The 17,789-nt window shown below is 50.1% G+C and carries 18 protein-coding genes; 6 read left to right on the top strand and 12 right to left on the bottom strand.

The annotated features are described in order from the left end of the window. Positions 1-39: 39 nt before the first annotated feature. The 3 genes from rplU to BM318_RS06775 all read right to left on the bottom strand — a co-directional run bounded on the left by rplU (position 40) and on the right by BM318_RS06775 (position 2,152). Complete coding sequence (rplU, locus tag BM318_RS06785) at positions 40-609, bottom strand: 50S ribosomal protein L21 (protein ID WP_092981709.1); 570 nt, start codon at positions 607-609, stop codon at positions 40-42. 116 nt (positions 610-725) lie between these two features. After that, positions 726-1,178 carry a DUF4199 domain-containing protein gene (locus BM318_RS06780; RefSeq protein WP_092981708.1) on the bottom strand — a complete coding sequence of 151 codons (453 nt, stop codon included), beginning with the start codon at positions 1,176-1,178 and terminating at the stop codon, positions 726-728. A 92-nt stretch (positions 1,179-1,270) separates the two neighbouring features. Then, on the bottom strand, positions 1,271-2,152 hold the full coding sequence (locus BM318_RS06775; protein WP_092981706.1) for a DMT family transporter: 882 nt from the start codon (positions 2,150-2,152) through the stop codon (positions 1,271-1,273). Between the two features lie 80 nt (positions 2,153-2,232). Between BM318_RS06775 and BM318_RS06770 the strand changes: the two genes are divergently transcribed. After that, on the top strand, positions 2,233-2,673 hold the full coding sequence (locus BM318_RS06770; protein WP_092981705.1) for a hypothetical protein: 441 nt from the start codon (positions 2,233-2,235) through the stop codon (positions 2,671-2,673). Between the two features lies 1 nt (position 2,674). On the opposite strand, the gene BM318_RS06765 is transcribed toward BM318_RS06770, so the two are convergent. From BM318_RS06765 to mutY, 5 genes are read right to left on the bottom strand one after another with little or no spacing between them, the layout of a single operon-like run. Beyond that, on the bottom strand, positions 2,675-3,628 hold the full coding sequence (locus tag BM318_RS06765) for a pyridoxal-phosphate dependent enzyme (protein ID WP_092981704.1): 954 nt from the start codon (positions 3,626-3,628) through the stop codon (positions 2,675-2,677). Position 3,629: 1 nt separating this feature from the next. Next, a complete protein-coding gene (gene gldD, locus BM318_RS06760; protein ID WP_092982108.1) occupies positions 3,630-4,196 on the bottom strand; it encodes a gliding motility lipoprotein GldD in 567 nt (188 codons plus the stop codon). Positions 4,197-4,206: 10 nt separating this feature from the next. Continuing rightward, positions 4,207-5,553: a gliding motility-associated protein GldE gene (locus BM318_RS06755; protein WP_092981703.1), complete on the bottom strand. Its 1,347-nt coding sequence runs from the start codon at positions 5,551-5,553 to the stop codon at positions 4,207-4,209. 16 nt (positions 5,554-5,569) lie between these two features. After that, complete coding sequence (locus tag BM318_RS06750; protein ID WP_092981701.1) at positions 5,570-6,025, bottom strand: single-stranded DNA-binding protein; 456 nt, start codon at positions 6,023-6,025, stop codon at positions 5,570-5,572. 15 nt (positions 6,026-6,040) lie between these two features. Then, a complete protein-coding gene (mutY, locus tag BM318_RS06745) occupies positions 6,041-7,114 on the bottom strand; it encodes an A/G-specific adenine glycosylase (RefSeq protein WP_092981700.1) in 1,074 nt (357 codons plus the stop codon). 123 nt (positions 7,115-7,237) lie between these two features. Between mutY and BM318_RS06740 the strand changes: the two genes are divergently transcribed. From BM318_RS06740 to BM318_RS06725, 4 genes are all read left to right on the top strand, one after another. Continuing rightward, complete coding sequence (locus BM318_RS06740; RefSeq protein ID WP_092981699.1) at positions 7,238-7,528, top strand: HU family DNA-binding protein; 291 nt, start codon at positions 7,238-7,240, stop codon at positions 7,526-7,528. 293 nt (positions 7,529-7,821) lie between these two features. Next, entirely contained in the window at positions 7,822-9,369 is a 1,548-nt protein-coding gene (locus BM318_RS06735) for an Rne/Rng family ribonuclease (RefSeq protein ID WP_092981698.1), read from the top strand. 83 nt (positions 9,370-9,452) lie between these two features. Further along, positions 9,453-11,864: an alpha-L-rhamnosidase-related protein gene (locus BM318_RS06730; protein WP_092981696.1), complete on the top strand. Its 2,412-nt coding sequence runs from the start codon at positions 9,453-9,455 to the stop codon at positions 11,862-11,864. A 15-nt stretch (positions 11,865-11,879) separates the two neighbouring features. After that, positions 11,880-12,368 carry a regulatory protein RecX gene (locus BM318_RS06725; RefSeq protein WP_092981695.1) on the top strand — a complete coding sequence of 163 codons (489 nt, stop codon included), beginning with the start codon at positions 11,880-11,882 and terminating at the stop codon, positions 12,366-12,368. A gap of 27 nt (positions 12,369-12,395) precedes the next feature. Here BM318_RS06725 and BM318_RS06720 read toward each other — a convergent pair whose 3' ends face one another. From BM318_RS06720 to BM318_RS06710, 3 genes are read right to left on the bottom strand one after another with little or no spacing between them, the layout of a single operon-like run. Next, entirely contained in the window at positions 12,396-13,262 is an 867-nt protein-coding gene (locus BM318_RS06720) for a cupin-like domain-containing protein (RefSeq protein ID WP_092981694.1), read from the bottom strand. 31 nt (positions 13,263-13,293) lie between these two features. Then, the gene (bioB, locus tag BM318_RS06715; protein ID WP_092981692.1) at positions 13,294-14,370 is read right to left on the bottom strand and encodes a biotin synthase BioB; all 1,077 of its coding nucleotides are present in this window, start codon (positions 14,368-14,370) and stop codon (positions 13,294-13,296) included. Between the two features lie 56 nt (positions 14,371-14,426). Then, complete coding sequence (locus BM318_RS06710) at positions 14,427-15,590, bottom strand: beta-ketoacyl synthase N-terminal-like domain-containing protein (protein ID WP_092981691.1); 1,164 nt, start codon at positions 15,588-15,590, stop codon at positions 14,427-14,429. A gap of 74 nt (positions 15,591-15,664) precedes the next feature. Here BM318_RS06710 and BM318_RS06705 point away from each other — a divergent pair, with 74 nt between their 5' ends. Further along, the gene (locus tag BM318_RS06705) at positions 15,665-16,462 is read left to right on the top strand and encodes a glycosyltransferase (RefSeq protein WP_092982107.1); all 798 of its coding nucleotides are present in this window, start codon (positions 15,665-15,667) and stop codon (positions 16,460-16,462) included. Here the strand turns inward: BM318_RS06705 and bioA are convergent. Next, on the bottom strand, positions 16,459-17,760 hold the full coding sequence (bioA, locus tag BM318_RS06700) for an adenosylmethionine--8-amino-7-oxononanoate transaminase (RefSeq protein WP_092981689.1): 1,302 nt from the start codon (positions 17,758-17,760) through the stop codon (positions 16,459-16,461). The two genes, BM318_RS06705 and bioA, sit on opposite strands and share 4 nt — an antisense overlap. Between the last annotated feature and the right edge of the window lie 29 nt (positions 17,761-17,789).

Raw genomic sequence — 17,789 nt, 5'->3', positions numbered from 1 at the left:
AAAATTTTGATCGGGACGCTGGTCCCTAATTCTACTTGCTTATCCCTGCAGGGCTTTAATCAATTCTGCTTTTTTCAGGGAGGAATAACCTGTAATCCCCTGTGCTTTGGCCATTTCCTTAAGCTCAGCTACGGTTTTCCCGCTCAGGTCTGCCTTAGGAGCAGCCTTCTCGGCTTTAGGAGCAGCAGGTTTAGCGGCTTTCTTTGGAGCGGCCTTTTCGGCAGCCTTAGGAGCCTCCTGCTTATTGGCAGCAGCTTTTGGAGCAGCAGCAGCTTTAGGCGCAGCTTTCTTTGCACCCTTGGCTACGATACTCTCAATAACGAGCTCTGTCAATGGTTGACGATGTCCATTCTTGACGCGGTAACCTTTGCGTCTTTTTTTCTTGAAGACAATTACTTTGTCTGCCTTCAGGTGCTTGACGATCTTTGCTTCAACCGCCGCACCGTCTATAGCCGGGGCGCCAACAGTAGTCGTGTTCCCGTCCCCGATAAGGAGTACATTGTCAAAGCTCAGCTTTGCCCCTTCGTCTCCTTGCAGACGGTTAACGAAAACCTTTTGGTCTTTCGCAACCTTAAATTGCTGCCCTGCTATCTCTACAATTGCGTACATAGCGTATTATTTAACTTGGTTTCCCTTTATTGAGTAGTACTGAAACGGCACTTTCTCCCAAAGGCGGGTGCAAATATACGCCTAAATTGCCAACAGGCAAGCACTTTAGCTCGTTTTTACGGCTTTTTTTTAAGATTGTAAGAGGGCTTAAAAAGCTGCATAAAAGTGAGGGTTAAAACCAAGGTTGTGGCAAAACCCATTATTGCAACTGTGAAGAAAACGATTCCCTGAAAATCCTTGTAGTCATCGAACCATGCAGCAGATAGCTCAGCGAGGAAATCAGGAGACAACTCCGTACTGTAAATAGCAAAGAAAATCGTAAAAATAATCGTGGCCGTAAACCCAACGGTCAGACCGGTGGTGAAACCTTCCCTGTAGTCGAAGCGATTGCCCAACTCCAGTTTGCGGTACTTGATAGCTTCATAGATTCCGAAGCCCGTGATAACCCCATTAAATAAGCTGAAGAAGACATTGGTATGCCACCCGAACAGCGATAAAATGAGAAAATAAGCAATAAGGCTTCCGCTGGTTGCTAATCCAAAACGTACCGGTAAAATAAAGCGGGACATAAATTTTTCGATTTCCTAAAAAGGTACGGTTTTCCCGAAAGACTTAAAAATGTTACACTGAAAACAGCCAAAAAACGATTCGAAAGAGGATATTATTTGCTTTTAATTCGATTGACCAGATATACCCCCACCAGGATGAGCCCCGCGCCCATACCCTGCCCCAGGCTAATGGTTTCGCCATCCAGAAGTCCCCAGCCGATTCCTACTATCGGTATCAGATAGGTCACGGATACGGAAAACACGGGACTCGAAATATGAACCAGCTTATTAAACATGACTTTTGCGACGCAGGTCCCAAAAAAACAAAGCAAAAGAATATATCCCAGCGAGGGCAGAAACTCCGGGTTACTTCGAACCTCCTCCTTAAGAGCCCCTGAAACAAATACCATGATCAGGGCCGGGATAACAATGGCGATAAAGTTCCCGGTGGCTATTCCCATGGGGCTAACTTCTGAGAGTTTAGCCTTGATTATATTGGCGTTGCACGCATAACAAACCGTGGCCAGAACAACCAGTCCGGCAAACCAGTAATTTTGCCCCGGATTCGCATCTGCTCCCATAAGAATCAATAGCGAAGCACCGCCCAGGCCAACGAGTACACCGATAAGCTGGTTTTTGCTGAAGCGAATCCCAAAAGCGAAGAATCCGACAAAAATTGTAAATAGTGGTACCAGGGAATTCAATACAGACGCAACGCTGCTATCGATTTCGGTCTCCGCAAAGGCAAAAAGATACATAGGTATCAGGCTGCCGACCCAACCGCTCAGGATCACCCATTTCCAGGAAGGGCGTGAAATCGTTTTGAGCGAGGGTAAGCCAATAATGATCAGCATTAAGCAGGCGAGCATTATCCTTATACTTCCGAGTTGGAGCGGACTAAATCCAACAAGTCCTTTCTTTATTAGAATATATGAACTCCCCCAGATCAGGGATAAGATCAACAGGTAAAACCACCTTCGGTTGGTATCGCTCATGGTGTCAACTGCTCAAGACCTTTTTATCATGTTCAAAGCGTAGACAAAGTTCATACTTTTGTATTTCAATTGTAGCTACTATGAATTTTACACATCCTTGGAAATCTTTGCTCTTGTTGGCACTCACCTCCACCTTTTTGATGCAGTGCAAAGATACCCCCGGAAATGGTCAGACGGAAGAAGTAACCATGGAATCCGTTATGGCCGTGCACGACGAAGTCATGCCCAAGATGACAGACATCTCGAAACTCGTTGCAGAATTAAAACCCATTGCAGACACCGCCGCTGCCGGCGATCCACATCGAAAGGCCATGGAAGATTTGCAAGCAGCCCATAAATCGATGATGGACTGGATGAAGGGTTTCGGGGATAACTTTAACTACGAAGAGATCAACAAAGGGAAGGCCTTGACGGCAGAGAAACAGGTAATACTTGAGGAGGAAGCACTAAAGGTAGAGGCGATGCGCTCCCAGGTAGAAGCCAGCCTTGCTCAGGCGCGGGAAGTATTGGGGAAGGAGTAACTTAAAAAGGCAGTTTCCCCAGATCGACATTTCCCCCTGAAATGATGATTCCGACCTTCTTGCCCCGAAAGTATTCCGGATAGCGAAAAATAGCCGCCAGGGTGACCGCGCTTGAGGGTTCGACCACCAGTTTCATGCGCTCCCAGATCCACTTCATGGCTTCGGCAATTTCCTGTTCTTCGACCCTCAGGATTTCCTTTACATGTTTGCGGATTACCGGGAAGGTGTAATTACCCAGGACCGTTTTAAGCCCGTCGGCCATGGTATCGGTAGTTTCGTTTGATTCAATTTTCCCGCTTTTCAGTGAGCGGTAAGCGTCGTCTACAGCAAAAGGCTCTGCCCCGAATAGCTCGCAGTCCTTAGCATAGTGATGCGCTGCAAGGCATGTGCCCCCCAATAAGCCACCGCCACCAACCGGGGCAATGATGCATTCGAGGTCGGGAATTTCCTCCAATAATTCCATGGCCGCCGTCCCCTGGCCTAGCATAACCTGCGGATCATCTGATGGATGAATCAATACGCCCCCGGTGCGTTTCTGCATGGCATCTGCTGCTGCTTCCCGGGCCGCTACTTCCGGCTCACATTCCAGGATGTGCCCTCCGTAACTTCGAACAGCAGCTTTTTTTACTTCAGGAGCCGTTCGGGGCATTACGATATGCGCTGGGATTTCCAATGCGTTCGCCGCCAGGGAAAGTGCCTGGGCAAAGTTGCCAGACGAATGGGTTACTACTCCAGACAAGGGTGCTTTTTGCTGCAACCTCAGAATGGCATGGGTAGCTCCTCTTAGTTTATAAGATCCCCCCCGCTGAAAGTTTTCACACTTAAAATAGAGTTCCGCCCCTGCGCGCTCGTCGGTTAATCTCGAGTGCATAACCGGAGTTCGATTGACGTACGGACCTATAAGTTTTAGGCAATCCTTCAAAGATTTCCTGGGGTAATCCGCCGGGCAGTTCATCTCAGTTGTTTTCATCGGAGCCGGCTTTCCAATTCAGGGATTCCATAAGCAGGCGAATGTCGTTCTGTAAATAGATCGCCGCCGGGTAAATAGAATCGTAATTCGGTTTGGCGTAAAAGTACAGGGACCCGGTCACAAAATGACGGGTGCTGTCGGTAACGTAGAACTGGGATTGAGAAGCCGCATTTCCACTTACTTCATAAAACATCCCATAAACCCCCTTATCCGGGTTAATATAGGGTTGCTCCAGGATATTCTCGGCCTTTACCACGTGTTCATAGGACAACTTCTGGGCGTCTGATAACAACTCCCTGAGATTCCCCTCGACTTGTTTATAGGTAATGAAAATGGAACCTTTCATATTGGGGTAATCCAGAACGAGATCACAGCCATTTTTTTCCTGAAGAGTTGCGAGGCCATTATAGTCAAACGTGTACGGACAATCGGCGGCGTACATTCGGAAGGCGCGTTGCGGATATTCCAGGCGGAGTTGTGCTTCTGGCTTGGGCAGGGGTTCCTCCCGGCAACTGATCCCCATCAGGCCAAGCCCGATCGGCAGGAAAAGCATTGCCAGTAATCTACGGGTTTGCAGGTGCGTTAGGCGCATCGGGTAAAGTGATTTTAATTTGTTTCAGACGTTTGCGATCCAGGCTTTCTACCGTAAAATCATAGCCGTTGAAGTGCACAATTTCCCCCCTTTTGGGAAATGAGCCGGAAATTTCCAGTACAAACCCGGCGATGGTTTCCGATTCTCCCTTGTTATCTTCAAATTCCTCCTCGGCTTCGATTCGGGCCACGCGGTAAAAGTCCTTGAGGTTGGTCTTGCCATCAAAGACATAATTTCGTTCGTCCAGCTTGGAATACACCAGATCCTCATCGTCGAACTCGTCGGAGATGTCTCCGACGATCTCTTCAATAACATCCTCCAGGGTTACAATCCCGGAAGTTCCCCCGAATTCATCGACCACTATGGCCAGGTGATTCTTCTTGGTCTGGAATTCCAACAACAGATCATCGAGTTTCTTATTCTCCGGGACAAAGAAAGGCTCCCGGATAAGGCTCAACCAATTGAAGGATTTACGCTCCAAATAGGGCAGTAAATCTTTGACGTAGAGCACCCCCAGGACATTGTCCATATTCTCAGAAAACACCGGGATTCGCGAATACCCCTGCTTTTTAATCTCGGCCATGACATCCGGGAATTTCATGTCCTCACTCAGGGCAAACAGATCGATCCGGGGGCGCATTACCTGTTTGGTATCGGTATTGCCAAAAGAAACAATCCCTTTTAGAATCTTCTGCTCCTCTTTAGTGGTATCCCCTTCTGAGGTAAGCTCGAGCGCCTGGCTGAGATGGTCTACGCTGAGGTTGGATTTTTTTGGTCCCAAACTGCGATACAAGAGGATAGTACCTGCCCGCATGGGAGCTGTAAGCGGTGTGAATACAACATCCAGTGCCCGGATGATGTAAGCCATTCTCTTGGAGAAAAGTTCCCGGTTACGATTCGCATAGATCTTGGGCAGAATCTCGCCAAAGAGGAGGATCAGGAAGGTAGCCAGAACGATTTCCAGCACAAATCGCAACGAAATAAAACCGAAATACACGCGGTCGGCCCCGGCAAACAAATCCTCTCCGATATCGGTAAGCAGCAACACAATTCCAATGTTGATTGCATTGTTGGCGATCAGGATTGTAGCCAATAATTTCCTGGGCTTCTCCAGTAAGCGCTGTACCAGGTTTCCGGCAGGGCTGCCCGAATCCCGAAATTGGTTCAAATCGGTCTGGGACAGGCCAAAAAATGCCACTTCTGCCCCGGAAATCAAGGCGGAGCATCCGAGTAAAACAAAGAGCAGGATCAGTTTTACGATGACGATTACATCGAAACTGAGAAATAGGGTAAGCGCAGGTAAGGGTTCCGGATCCAACGGAATTACAGTTTATTTAGAATGGCAGATCGTCCTCTTCCTCTGGCGTTTCAGAGGTAACCTGTGTTGGTGCTGTTTGCGCCGATTGCGTGGGTTGTGAGGCACTTGCTCCCATACCCTGAGGATTGCTGTCGCTACGGCCACTTAAAAAGGTGAAATCCGTAACATGTACCTCCGTGGTATATCGGGTGTTCCCATCTTCCCCCTGCCACTGGCGGGTCTTAAGCCGTCCCTCAATATAGATGAGATCGCCCTTCTTTAAATATTTCTCACAGACCTCAGCGGCCTTGTTGCGAACCACGATATTATGCCACTCCGTGTTGGTGACTTTTTCACCAGTTTGCCGGTTGGTATAACTTTCGTTGGTGGCAATTGGAAACCTGCCAATGCAGTTGCCGCCATCGAAATAATGCATTTTAACCTCGTCGCCCAGATGCCCGATTAGCATCACTTTATTCAGGGTTCCACTCATAACTTCAGAATTAAATCAAAAGTACGAATTTTTGAATGCTTCGATGAATTTTGCGATTAAAACGGGCACTGGTTTTTCTTCCATTTTAGCAAGTGGAATACGGCCCGCTGGCAAGTGGTCGAGATATATGATCCAGAAAGTGGTGTGTAAATGCTGATGCGACAATTTGTGAACCTTGGGGGTCTGGTTGAACTGCACGAGACGATCTACCATTAAGTCCTTTTCTCCCAGAGCGGTAGAAAGGGCAGCCAACAAGGATTTTTGTGTGGGTTCCTCCCCACGGGTTACCGATCCTGGTGGCGATTCCAATAAGGGAAATTGATAGAGTCCCTGCCAGATACCGGAAGTTGTTCTCAGTTCCATCCAGGTATTTCCTGCCTTATCCACAGGCACCAGGTAATGAAAGTTTCGCTTGCGTACTGCAGTTTTACCAGCTTTAACCGGAAGGGAGTCGACGCGCTGGGTACCCCGGGCAACACAGCTATCGGCCAGGGGGCAAGAATCGCAATCCGGATTGCGCGGGGTACATTGCATAGCCCCGAATTCCATAATCGCCTGATTGTAATCCCGGATAGCATCCGGTGCCATCACCTCCCGAGCCAATTCCCGAAACTTCCGCTGACCCGTTGAGGTATCTATGGGCGTAACCTCACCAAAATATCGGCTTAAAACCCTGAAAACATTTCCATCTACAACCGGCACGGCTTCCTGGAAACATATGGAAGCAATGGCGGCGGCGGTATAGGGACCCACCCCCTTCAATTCCAGCAAATCGTTATAAGTGCCCGGAAATTTTCCCCCGCGTTCCCGGGAAACCTCGCGGGCAGTGGCCAGCAGATTCCGGGCCCTGGAGTAGTATCCCAGACCCTGCCATAGCTTCAGCACTTCGGCCTCAGACGCGGACGCCAAATCATGTACGGTGGGGAAGGCATTTACAAAGCGCTCGTAGTAAGGAAGGCCCTGGGCTACCCGGGTCTGCTGCAGGATAATTTCGGACAGCCAGATGCGATAGGGATCACGGGAACTTCTCCAGGGTAATTCCCGCTTATTTTTAGCGTACCAATTAAGCAGGTGGTCTGAAAATTCCATAGTCCTGTCTCAGGGCTGCAAAACTAAGGTTTTTAAGGACTTAAATTTAAATTCCCGGGCTAGAGAATTGAATAATATTTATATATTTGCAACCCTGAAACCTACAGATAACAATATTATAAAATGACGAAAGCGGATCTAGTATCTAAAATCTCAGAGAAACTGGGAATGGAAAAAGGAGATGTCCAAGCGACGGTGGAAAGCTTCATGGAAGAGGTTAAAGCATCTCTGGAAAATGGTGACAATGTCTACCTGAGAGGATTTGGAAGCTTTATTATAAAGACGCGTGCCGAGAAAACCGGAAGGAACATCTCTAAGAACACTACCATCAAAATCCCAGCTCACAATATCCCTGCATTTAAACCGGCTAAAGTCTTCGTTGAAGGCGTTAAGAGCAACGTGCAGGTTAAATAAACACTATTAAAACGAAGCTATGCCGAGTGGTAAGAAACGTAAAAGACATAAGGTAGCTACCCACAAGCGCAAGAAGCGCAGGAGAGCAAACCGACACAAGAAAAAGTAGTTTTGCGACTACTTTTTTAGTTTACAATCGTTCTTTGACATAGAAATCCTCCTAGGATTTCGACGGGTTTAACCAAGAACCTGCATGCCTGCAGGTATTACTTACAACCTGTATCTATCATTGTTTAATCCATTCATTTCCCGGAACATTCAACCGCCGGGCAAATGGAGCAAATTCAAATCAGGTGAATAGAGAATTAATTGTAAGATCTGGTTCTGACTCTGTCGATTTTGCCTTATTAAAGGATGGAAAACTCATTGAGCTGCACAAGGATGAAAACGACCACAATTTTAATGTGGGCGATGTCATGATCGCGAAGATCCGCAAGCCGGTTACTGGCTTGAACGCCGCCTTTGTGGACGTTGGTTACGAAAAAGATGCGTTCCTGCATTACCACGACCTCGGGCCGCAACTCAAGAGCATGCTGAACTTCATCAAGCGCGTCCGCTCGGGACGACTGCGTGATTATACCCTTACGAACTTCCCGTTTGAAAAGGATATCGATAAACACGGCAGTATCAAGGATGTGGTCAAGGCCAACCAGGCCCTGCTCGTCCAGATCGTAAAAGAACCCATCTCGACCAAGGGTCCGAGAATCAGCTCAGAACTTTCCATTGCCGGCCGCTATTTGGTCATGGTCCCGTTTTCGGACCGGGTTTCAGTCTCTCAAAAGATTGAAAGCAAAGAAGAAAAAGACCGGCTAAAACGTCTGGTAACGAGTATCAAACCCAAAGGATTTGGGGTGATCATCCGAACCGTGGCCGAAGGCAAAAAAGTAGCAGAGCTCGACAAAGATCTTCAGAATCTGGTTGCCAAATGGATATCCATGTGCAAGAAATTGTACAAAGCACCAACCCCTTCTAAGGTATTGGTGGAGCTCAATCGGGCTTCCTCCATATTAAGGGATGTTTTCAACGATTCCTTTACTGGAATCCACGTGGATGACGAAACGCTTTACAACCAATTATCCGATTATGTTCATGAAATAGCCCCGGACAAGGAGTCTATTGTCAAACACTATAATTCTTCCGTACCGATCTTCGAAAAATTCGGTATCGAACGACAAATAAAGACTTCATTTGGCCGTACAGCCTCCATGAGTAAAGGCGCCTACCTGGTCATTGAGCACACCGAAGCCCTGCACGTCATTGACGTGAATAGTGGAAACCGTTCCACCCGGGCCAATAATCAGGAAGACACCGCCCTGGAAGTAAACTTACTTGCCGCAACCGAAATTGCGCGGCAATTGAGACTCCGGGACATGGGAGGGATAATCGTAGTGGACTTTATCGATATGGTCCGGCCGGAACACCGCAGAAAATTGCATAAGCATCTGCGTGATGAAATGGCCGATGACCGGGCGAAACACAAAATCCTTCCTCCGAGTAAATTTGGTTTAGTTCAGATTACCCGACAACGGGTACGCCCTGAAGTCAACATCAAAACTACTGAAGTTGACCCCAGCGGAAACGGACAGGAAGTAGAAGCGCCAATCGTACTGATTGAAAAAATCGGCGATGCTTTGGAACGCATACTCAAAGGTGCCGGCAAGGACAAACAAGTTGTCCTCAACGCCCACCCCTTTATTGCGGCTTATATCACCAAGGGCTTTCCTTCTATCAGGCAGAAATGGTATCTCGAACATAAGAAATGGATCAAGATCCAACCCCGGGATGCCTACACCTACCTGGAGTATCGCTTCACGGATAAAAAAGGCAACGAACTGGAATAAAAAACAGCCGCTGGAATCAGCGGCTGTTTTTTTTTGCCCCTATGCGAGTGAATTCCCTATTTTTAATGCTCTAAGTACCGGTTATGCAACGACATTTCAATCCCTTACTGCTGGGCTTCGCCACCCTTTTTATGGCCTGCAGTGAACCGCCAACAGCCTCAGACCAGGAAAGCTTCGAAGCCATTTTAGGCAACAGCCCTTCGATCGTCGGTAATACCGAATATCTGGACAGTCCCTATTTAACCCCGGGAGACCGCGTGTATATGGTGGGCCACCAGAACGGAACTTTCCCGGAATTGGGCTGGCATATCAAAGGCGAAATGGGCGGGGTCTGGGACCACCCCATTAAACTCCTCGATGGCTTTGACCTGGTCCTGAATCACAACGGCAATCGTATTTCCCTGGACCGTGCGGATAGCTTCGTGAATTATCCAATGGCCAACCAACACATCTTTTTGAATGATAACCCCGATTTCGCGGTCTCTCGCTGGCAGTTTGTCCCGGATGCCGTAGAAGGCATACTGGTGGAACTGGTTATAGAAAATACCTCGGGCGCACCCCAGTCCCTAACTGTAGACTTTACCGGGTATACCGATCTCAGGCCTACCTGGCTGGGCGAAGAAACCGGCATGATAGACAGTCAGGATGAAATCAGCTTCGATAGCGCTACAGGGGCATGGGTTGCAAAAGACGCACAAAATCCCTGGTACACCCTCTTTGGAAGTGATCAACAGATCAGTTCCCACGAAGAACAGGAAAGCCCTTATGCCGGCATGGGGGTTGGGGGTAGTATCTCGCAGTCTTTGGAATTGCCTGTAGGCGGAATAGGTCGGATACGGTTTGCTATTGCCGGCTCTTTTGAGTCGGAAGCTGCCGCGCGTGATACCTATGAGCAATTACTTTCCCAGGGCAGCGAACTCATGATCGCAAAACGTGACCGGTATGCCCAACTCGCGGCCCAATCCGAACTGCGTATCCCCGATGCAGAACTGCAGCAAACCTTTGAATGGCTCAAGTACAATTCGGATTGGATGATCCAGGAAGTTCCCGGGATCGGCCGGGGAATTACTGCGGGCATCCCGGATTATCCCTGGTGGTTTGGGGTAGATAGCGAATACGCCCTTCGCGGTTACATGGCCGTGGGACAGCGCGATATCGTGCACAGCACCATTAAACTCCTGGATAGTGTGTCTATGGCGGTGAACGGTAACGGGAAAATAATCCACGAAATGTCGACTAATGGCAAGGTCTTCAATCCGGGGAATATCAACGAAACGCCGCAATTCGCTTCCCTGATCTGGAATATCTATCGTTGGAATGGAGACAAGGCCTTCCTCGAAAAGTATTTTCCGACCATTGAAAAAGGCATGGATTGGCTTATGGACGCCAACGACGGAAACAACAATGGTTTCCCAGATGGATTTGGAATGATGGAAATCCATGGGTTAGACAGCGAGATGATTGATGTTGCCGCGTATACCCAAGCTGCTTTCAGCGATGCTTCCAAAATTGCTGCGGCCCTGGGGCAGGACCAAAAAGCTGCTGATTATGCCAGCCGTGCCACAAGTCTCGCCGAAAAAATAAACGACGAATTCTGGTCGGCCCGCTTTGGTAGTTATGCAGATTTTATGGGTACAGACCAGCAGGCCTTACATCTGATAGACGATGCCATTGTACGCGCCGACACGCTGAATAAGCCCTGGGCGATCGCAGAACTGGAAGCGACCCGGCAGGCGATTCGCCGGAATCCGGGAAGCGGGCTTCGCCCGTTTGTACTCCACCACAACTGGGTGGTTAATACCCCTATGGAAGTGGGAATCGCCGACCCTGAAAAGGCAAAGGTAGCCCTGGAAACCGCCCGTCAATACACCAATCCCTTTGGCATGTTTGTGACGGGTATCGATCGGGACGAAACGGCTGGGGCCGATGAAGGTTCCTTTCAGGGCAGCAAGGTATTTTCGTATACCGGAGCCGTAATGACCCTTCCCACCGGAGTTCAGACCGTAGCGGAGAACAACTATGGGAATCCGGACCAGGCCCTGGATTACCTCAAACGTATGACCAGAAGTTTTAGTTACGCCCTGCCGGGAAGTATGTATGAAGTATCCCCCGATTACGGGATGATGGCACAAGCCTGGAATATCTTCAGTTTCGGCGTCCCGATTGTAGAGCAATTTTTTGGAGTTCGACCCATGGTCAGCGAAAAGCGCATTGTCCTCCAACCGCAAATGCCTGAAGCCTGGCCGGAGGCTGCCTTGAATAATGTACTGGTTGGGGAGAACAGCGTAGATCTTACCTATAGCAAGAATGCAGAGGGCCTGATGACCTTCCGGGCCGAACAGGCCTCAAGTGATTGGACCTTGGTATTCCCCTTGCCGGAGAACCTTACGGAGGAGCAGATTGAGGTGCGTTCCGGCACCCTGGCCAAAAATGCCTCAGGAGGGTTGCAGGTCGTAAGTGACGGGGCCGTTCTTGACATCTCCTTTACCCCGTAGCAGCGAATCGGTCCTATGAATAGTTTTGGCCGTAAGGGATATACCCTGGAGGAAGCTACCCGTCGTATGGAGCGGTACTGTGCTTATCAAGAGCGAAGCCATCGGGAAGTAAAAGAAAAGCTGCGGGAGATGCGCATGATCCCCCAGGCTGTAGACGAGATCCTGGTGCACCTCATTACCCATGACTTCCTCAATGAAGGAAGATTTACCAGCAGTTTTATCCGGGGGAAATTCAACCAAAAAGGGTGGGGCCGGGACCGGCTCAGAAGGGAACTGAAATTCCGCAAGGTCGAAGCCCGGCTCATCGAAAAGACCCTGGAACGTGAAATTCCCGAGGAGGACTATCGGGCAAAGCTCGAATCGCTTGGAAAGAAACGCTGGGAGTCCCTCCAAGGGGAGTCTCCCTTGAAACGCAAACAAAAATTCGTCAATTACCTGCTGTACCGGGGATGGGAAAGCGAATTGGTCTTCGGGCTTCTTAAAACCCTTGAAAAAGGAGTGTAGTCCTGCTGAAAATTCCCGGAATTCCTCTTAGCGTTCCGAATCCAACCTTTTATGGGTCCGGGTAACCGCCTGCTCGTTCTTCCAGTCAATCCAGCGTTGTCCGCGTATCCTGCGCATAAGGTTGTCGTAATGGCGCATTATAAAAATATTGTACAGGGCCTTGCTCAGGCGTCTCGGATTCCGGGCCATGGCCCGCAGGCTCATCGAAAATCCCGGGCTTATGTAACGCATATAATGCCAGTAACCTTCGGGCATGTAAAGCACCTCCCCGTGTTTTAAGGAGGTCTTGTATCCGCGGACATTACGCAAGGCTGGCCATTTCTCAAAATCCGGTGCGCTGAAATCTATGGATTCATGGGTGATCAGCGAGTGTGGCACTTTATACAGGAAGCGGTTTTCCTCCTGAGAAAATAGGATGCATTGCTTTTCCCCCTCAAAATGGAAGTGGAATATATTCGCCAGGTCAATATCGTAATGCATGAAGGTATACGAATCCCTTCCCCCGAAAAAAAGCATGGGCAGGCTCTTCATTAGCCGCAACCCAAAGTCGGGATATTCAAAGTCTTCCTGCAGTTGAGGGACCTCCTTGAGGATGTTCCAAAGAAAAATGCGGTAGCGTGTGGGCTCCTTTTTGAGCAGGTCAATGTATTCGGCCATACGCATCTTCGCGTGTGGTTCGTTGAAACCATCTCGGTGGTCTACCGGCCGGTCGTCGTAGAGGGGGACTTCTTTATCCCCGGCAACCGCCTTAATATAGTCCAGATTCCAGCGGGTATAGGCCGGCCAATCCTCAATGGCCTTTTCGATAACCACAGGGCGCTGCCGGCGAAAATACTCTTCTAGAAAAGTTGCCTTATCAATACGGGTAACTCTGGGGACTTCCTCCAAATACACGAGAACTCCTTTAAATCGCTACTTCCTGCCCTCAGTTACGGGCCGCTTCATTGCGTGGGATGGTATGGCCAGGGCGCGTCCAACGCGGCTTTTCCCCAAGGGGTTGCAGCTCGGATTCACTGGCCTCTACAGTCTTTGGCTGTTCTTTTTTCAGGAAAGGGGCCTGGGGGTTTAGTCCTAATTCCCGGAACATTTCCATGTCTTCGTTTACGTCGGGATTTGGCGTGGTCAACAATTTATCGCCAGCAAAAATTGAATTTGCGCCGGCAAAGAAACAAAGTGCCTGGCCTTCCCTGCTCATTTGCGTGCGCCCTGCAGACAGGCGAACCTGGGTTTGGGGCATTACTATCCTTGTGGTAGCCACCATGCGCACCATGGACCAAATGGAAACGGGTTCCATTTCCTCCATCGGGGTTCCTGGAACCGCCACCAACGCGTTAATCGGCACGGATTCCGGTTGGGGGCTCAGCGTACTTAATGCAACCAGCATCCCGGCCCGATCCTCCAGACTTTCTCCCATTCCTATGATCCCCCCGCTACAGACGGTCACATTGGTCTTACGAACATTGTCGATGGTTTCCAGGCGATCTTCAAAGGCGCGGGTGGAAATAACATCTTTATAGTAATCCTCCGAAGTGTCCAGATTGTGGTTATAGGCGTATAATCCAGCCTCGGCCAGGCGCTTGGCCTGGTTTTCGGTGATCATGCCCAGGGTGCAGCACACTTCCATATCCAGTTTGTTGATGGTCCGCACCATTTCCAGGACCTGATCGAACTCCGGACCATCCTTGACATTACGCCAGGCCGCTCCCATGCAAACCCGGGAACTCCCGGCTTCCCTGGCGCGCAGCGCCTGAGCTTTAACCTGGGAAACAGACATCAGGTCGTTTCCTTCAATATCCGTGTGGTAGCGGGCCGCCTGCGGACAATACCCGCAATCTTCCGGACAGCCTCCGGTTTTGATCGATAAGAGGGTGGAAACCTGAACCGTATTTGGATCGTGGTATTCCCGGTGAATAGAGGCAGCCCGATAGAGTAATTCCATAAGGGGCTGCTGATAAATATCCAGGATTTCCTCCCGGCTCCAGTTATTTCGGATTTCAGACATATGGGTTGAATCTATATCAAAAATAGGTTTTTCGCCTTGACCCGGCAAAACAAGCCTCAAGCGTGGCCTTCGAGGAGCAGGCTTGCGGCATTACCTCCGAAACCTACAGCATTGATTACTACTTTCTTGAATTTTTGTTTGGGTGCTTCTGAGGGCTTTAGATATCCCGGATGTTGTACCGGTTTGCCCTCGAGGAGCAGCATGGCTAATTCGAGATTGAGCATTCCGGAAGCACCAAGGGTATGTCCGAGCTGCCATTTATTCGTAAAGATTTCGGGCATTCCTGCCGGGAAAACTTTTTCCAGTGCCCTGAGTTCCGCCGAATCCCCCTTCAGCGTACCCGGAGCGTGTACGACTACAGCCTCAACTGAGGCTGCAGGGGTACTCCCGAGGGCCATTTGCATCGCCTTTTGAAGGCACTGCGCTTCGGCAGAGAGTGATGCTCCATGACTGAGGGGTTCGGTAGCATAGCCAATTCCCGTAATCCATGCACTGGCCTCCGGATGTTTACCGGCTTCGAGACAGACCATTCCCGCGCCTTCACCAAGGACCATGGTATTGGCCGTTTTATTTTGGTCAAAGGAACGGCATGGGTAGGGCCCTGGCATCCTGCTGTAAATTTTAAGGGCTTCCATCTGCGAAACGGTAAAAGGGGTCAGCGGCGCCTCACTCCCCCCGGCCAGAAATTGATCTGCAAAGCCCGCCTGTAACCAGGCACAACCATTGATAATCGCGTGCAAGGCCGAAGAACAGGTTATCGAATGCGAGATAGCCGGGCCCTGGGAACCCAGGTCATGGGCAACCCAGGAAGCGATATTGCCAAGCGTTGTGGAAGGGGATGCCTGGGTTGCCACCCGTCCGGCCCCGAGTTGTTGCTGGTGATACTTCTCCCAAAGTGCCGTAGCTCCCCTGGACGAACCAATATTGATCCCAAGCCGGTCAGTAGCTGTCCATCCGGCTTCCTTCATCGCTTGTCTGGCGCAGAAAATGGCGTAATGGACGGTAGGGTCCAGACGGGGATACCCAGCGCCTACCTGTAGTTCGATCTCCTTGCTCAGGGCCTCTGGTAAGCTCCCTGCCCAGCGGGAATCTTCCCCAAACTGCCTGAGACCCAGTCCTGAATTACCTTCTCGGTAAGCGGCTTCCGCCTCCTGGCTGGTTCCTAGGGCGCTTATAGTTTTCAGGGCGCGGATGGAAAACGTATTTCCGGGGTTGTTCATGGGGCAAAGCTATGCAAATTTGTACCTTTATTTGCACGGGGATTCCCCCCACTGAACAACCGACCACCGGCACAATGACAAAGACCAGTACGGGGCTGACCAACGCACTCGCAATCGTAGTTCCCTGCTACAACGAATTCGAACGTTTTCCAATTGAAGATTTTCGAAATTTCCTAAGGCAGAGCCCGGATATCGCACTCTGCCTGGTCGATGACGCTTCCACCGACAATACCCGGCAACATTTTGAAGCCCTGCAAGCCGAGCTTCCCCAGCAAGTACATTTCCTGGTCAATCCCCGGAATTTGGGCAAGGCGGGGTCGGTCCGAAAAGGCATACGGTATTGCCATAAGGAAGGGCTTGCTGAACATCTGGCCTACCTGGATGCCGACCTGGCGACCTCCCTGGAAGAATGTGCCTCGCTCCTGGAATTTATGGACAAGAAATCCTTTGTTTTTGCCTCGAGGATCTTACGGGTAGGTGCCCATGTGGAGCGCAAATTCAGCCGTTTTTTAATTGGCCGAATTATCGCTACCGCCATCTCAAACAGCCTGCGGTTAAATGTTTACGACACCCAATGCGGCTGCAAACTTTTCAAAGCATCCCTGACCCCTGTGCTCTTCGAAGCAGAATTTCGCTCCCGCTGGTTGTTCGACGTGGAACTCTTTAGCCGGATCATGAGCCACTTCGGCCCACAAAAAGCGCTGGCCATTATGGAAGAGGTTCCGGTAAAGCGATGGGTAGACCAGGGAGATTCCCGGGTTAAATTGAGCTACTTCTTTAGACTCTGGATAGACCTTTGGAAGATTCGCAAAGCACACCGCAAGGCTTTGAAACCCTGGGGTAAATACGAAAAATCCCAGGAAGCATCCTAAAGGGAATCCAGCAGTTTTTCGGTTGTTGAATAGAGTTTCTCCAGGGCGGTATCCGGGGTAATATAAGGGGGAAGGAAGTAGATCGTATTCCCCAGGGGCCTCAGATATATCCCCGCATCCAGGTAGTATTGATAAAGCTGGTCCCGAAGGCTTCCATATCGCTGGGTCGCAACTTCGAGGTCAAGGGCAAAGATCACACCCCGGTGACGCGTCCCTCGAACTGCCTTGTGCCCGGCGATATGCTGCCCGAAGTGGGCATGAGCCTCTTGGATGCGTTGGCGCCCCTCCTGGATTTCGGGTGTTTCATACAGCCGCAGTGCAGCGAGAGCTGCGGTACAGCTCAGCGGATTCGCAGTATAGGTGTGACCGTGGAAGAAACCCTTGGCAATTTCTTCGCTGTAAAACGCATCAAAAACCTCCTGACTACAGCTTGTGGCGCCCATAGGCAGCAATCCGGCCGTCAGTGCCTTGGAGAGGCAGATAATGTCTGGTTTCGTCTGCAACTGCTCACTGGCAAAACACGTTTCGGTTTTCCCGAATCCCGTCATGATTTCATCTGCAATCAACAGTCCGCCAGCCGCCTTAACTGCATTTAATATTTTCTCCAGTCCCCGGGCGCTATGCATTTTCATGGCAGCAGCCCCCTGTACCAGGGGTTCGTAGATAAATCCGGCCAGGATGCCCTGATTCCCCAATTCGGCAATAATTCGGAGGGCTTCCTCGGGATGCTCATCTGAGGGAACCGGAATACGCCGGACCTCCAGATTGAAATCACTAAAGGGCCCGTTGTATACTTCGAGCCCTGACACGGACATAGCCCCGAAAGTATCTCCGTGGAATCCTTCCTCGAAGGCGAGAAGCACCGAACGCTTCTGTCCCTGGTTAAAGTGGAATTGCAGGGCCATTTTGATACCTACTTCTGCCGCGGTGGAACCATTATCCGAATAGAAGATCCGCGCCTGATTCTCCGGCAGGACCTCCAGCAATTTTTCCGAAAGCGCCACAGCAGGTTCATGGGTGAGCCCTGCGAAAACCACCTGATCCAGGTGTTGCATTTGCCGGCTAACGGCTGCCGTTATATCCGGATGGCAATGCCCGTATACACAGGTATACCAGGAGGATATCGCGTCGATATAATTATTGCCCCGGGTATCGTAAAGATGTATGCCCTGCGCCCTGGAGATCCCCAATAATTTTGGGGAACTCCCGTGTTGGGTGAGCGGATGCCAGACTGCAGCCTGATCGCGCCCAAGCAGATTTCGGGCAGTTTCTGAAAGGTCGGCGGAATTCGATTTCATATCTTGCAAAGATTATAAATCCCTGGGTA

This window comes from Robiginitalea myxolifaciens, assembly GCF_900115205.1.
GTDB lineage: Bacteria > Bacteroidota > Bacteroidia > Flavobacteriales > Flavobacteriaceae > Robiginitalea > Robiginitalea myxolifaciens.
This window is presented reverse-complemented; position numbering and strand designations above follow the sequence as displayed.

Excerpts from the sequence above, each read along its gene's own strand:
- rplU (WP_092981709.1), bottom strand. The coding sequence starts at position 609 with ATGTACGCAATTGTAGAGATAGCAGGGCAGCAATTTAAGGTTGCGAAA.
- BM318_RS06780 (WP_092981708.1), bottom strand. The coding sequence starts at position 1,178 with ATGTCCCGCTTTATTTTACCGGTACGTTTTGGATTAGCAACCAGCGGA.
- BM318_RS06775 (WP_092981706.1), bottom strand. The coding sequence starts at position 2,152 with ATGAGCGATACCAACCGAAGGTGGTTTTACCTGTTGATCTTATCCCTG.
- BM318_RS06770 (WP_092981705.1), top strand. The coding sequence starts at position 2,233 with ATGAATTTTACACATCCTTGGAAATCTTTGCTCTTGTTGGCACTCACC.
- BM318_RS06765 (WP_092981704.1), bottom strand. The coding sequence starts at position 3,628 with ATGAACTGCCCGGCGGATTACCCCAGGAAATCTTTGAAGGATTGCCTA.
- gldD (WP_092982108.1), bottom strand. The coding sequence starts at position 4,196 with ATGCTTTTCCTGCCGATCGGGCTTGGCCTGATGGGGATCAGTTGCCGG.
- BM318_RS06750 (WP_092981701.1), bottom strand. The coding sequence starts at position 6,025 with ATGAGTGGAACCCTGAATAAAGTGATGCTAATCGGGCATCTGGGCGAC.
- mutY (WP_092981700.1), bottom strand. The coding sequence starts at position 7,114 with ATGGAATTTTCAGACCACCTGCTTAATTGGTACGCTAAAAATAAGCGG.
- BM318_RS06740 (WP_092981699.1), top strand. The coding sequence starts at position 7,238 with ATGACGAAAGCGGATCTAGTATCTAAAATCTCAGAGAAACTGGGAATG.
- BM318_RS06730 (WP_092981696.1), top strand. The coding sequence starts at position 9,453 with ATGCAACGACATTTCAATCCCTTACTGCTGGGCTTCGCCACCCTTTTT.
- BM318_RS06725 (WP_092981695.1), top strand. The coding sequence starts at position 11,880 with ATGAATAGTTTTGGCCGTAAGGGATATACCCTGGAGGAAGCTACCCGT.
- bioB (WP_092981692.1), bottom strand. The coding sequence starts at position 14,370 with ATGTCTGAAATCCGAAATAACTGGAGCCGGGAGGAAATCCTGGATATT.
- BM318_RS06710 (WP_092981691.1), bottom strand. The coding sequence starts at position 15,590 with ATGAACAACCCCGGAAATACGTTTTCCATCCGCGCCCTGAAAACTATA.
- BM318_RS06705 (WP_092982107.1), top strand. The coding sequence starts at position 15,665 with ATGACAAAGACCAGTACGGGGCTGACCAACGCACTCGCAATCGTAGTT.
- bioA (WP_092981689.1), bottom strand. The coding sequence starts at position 17,760 with ATGAAATCGAATTCCGCCGACCTTTCAGAAACTGCCCGAAATCTGCTT.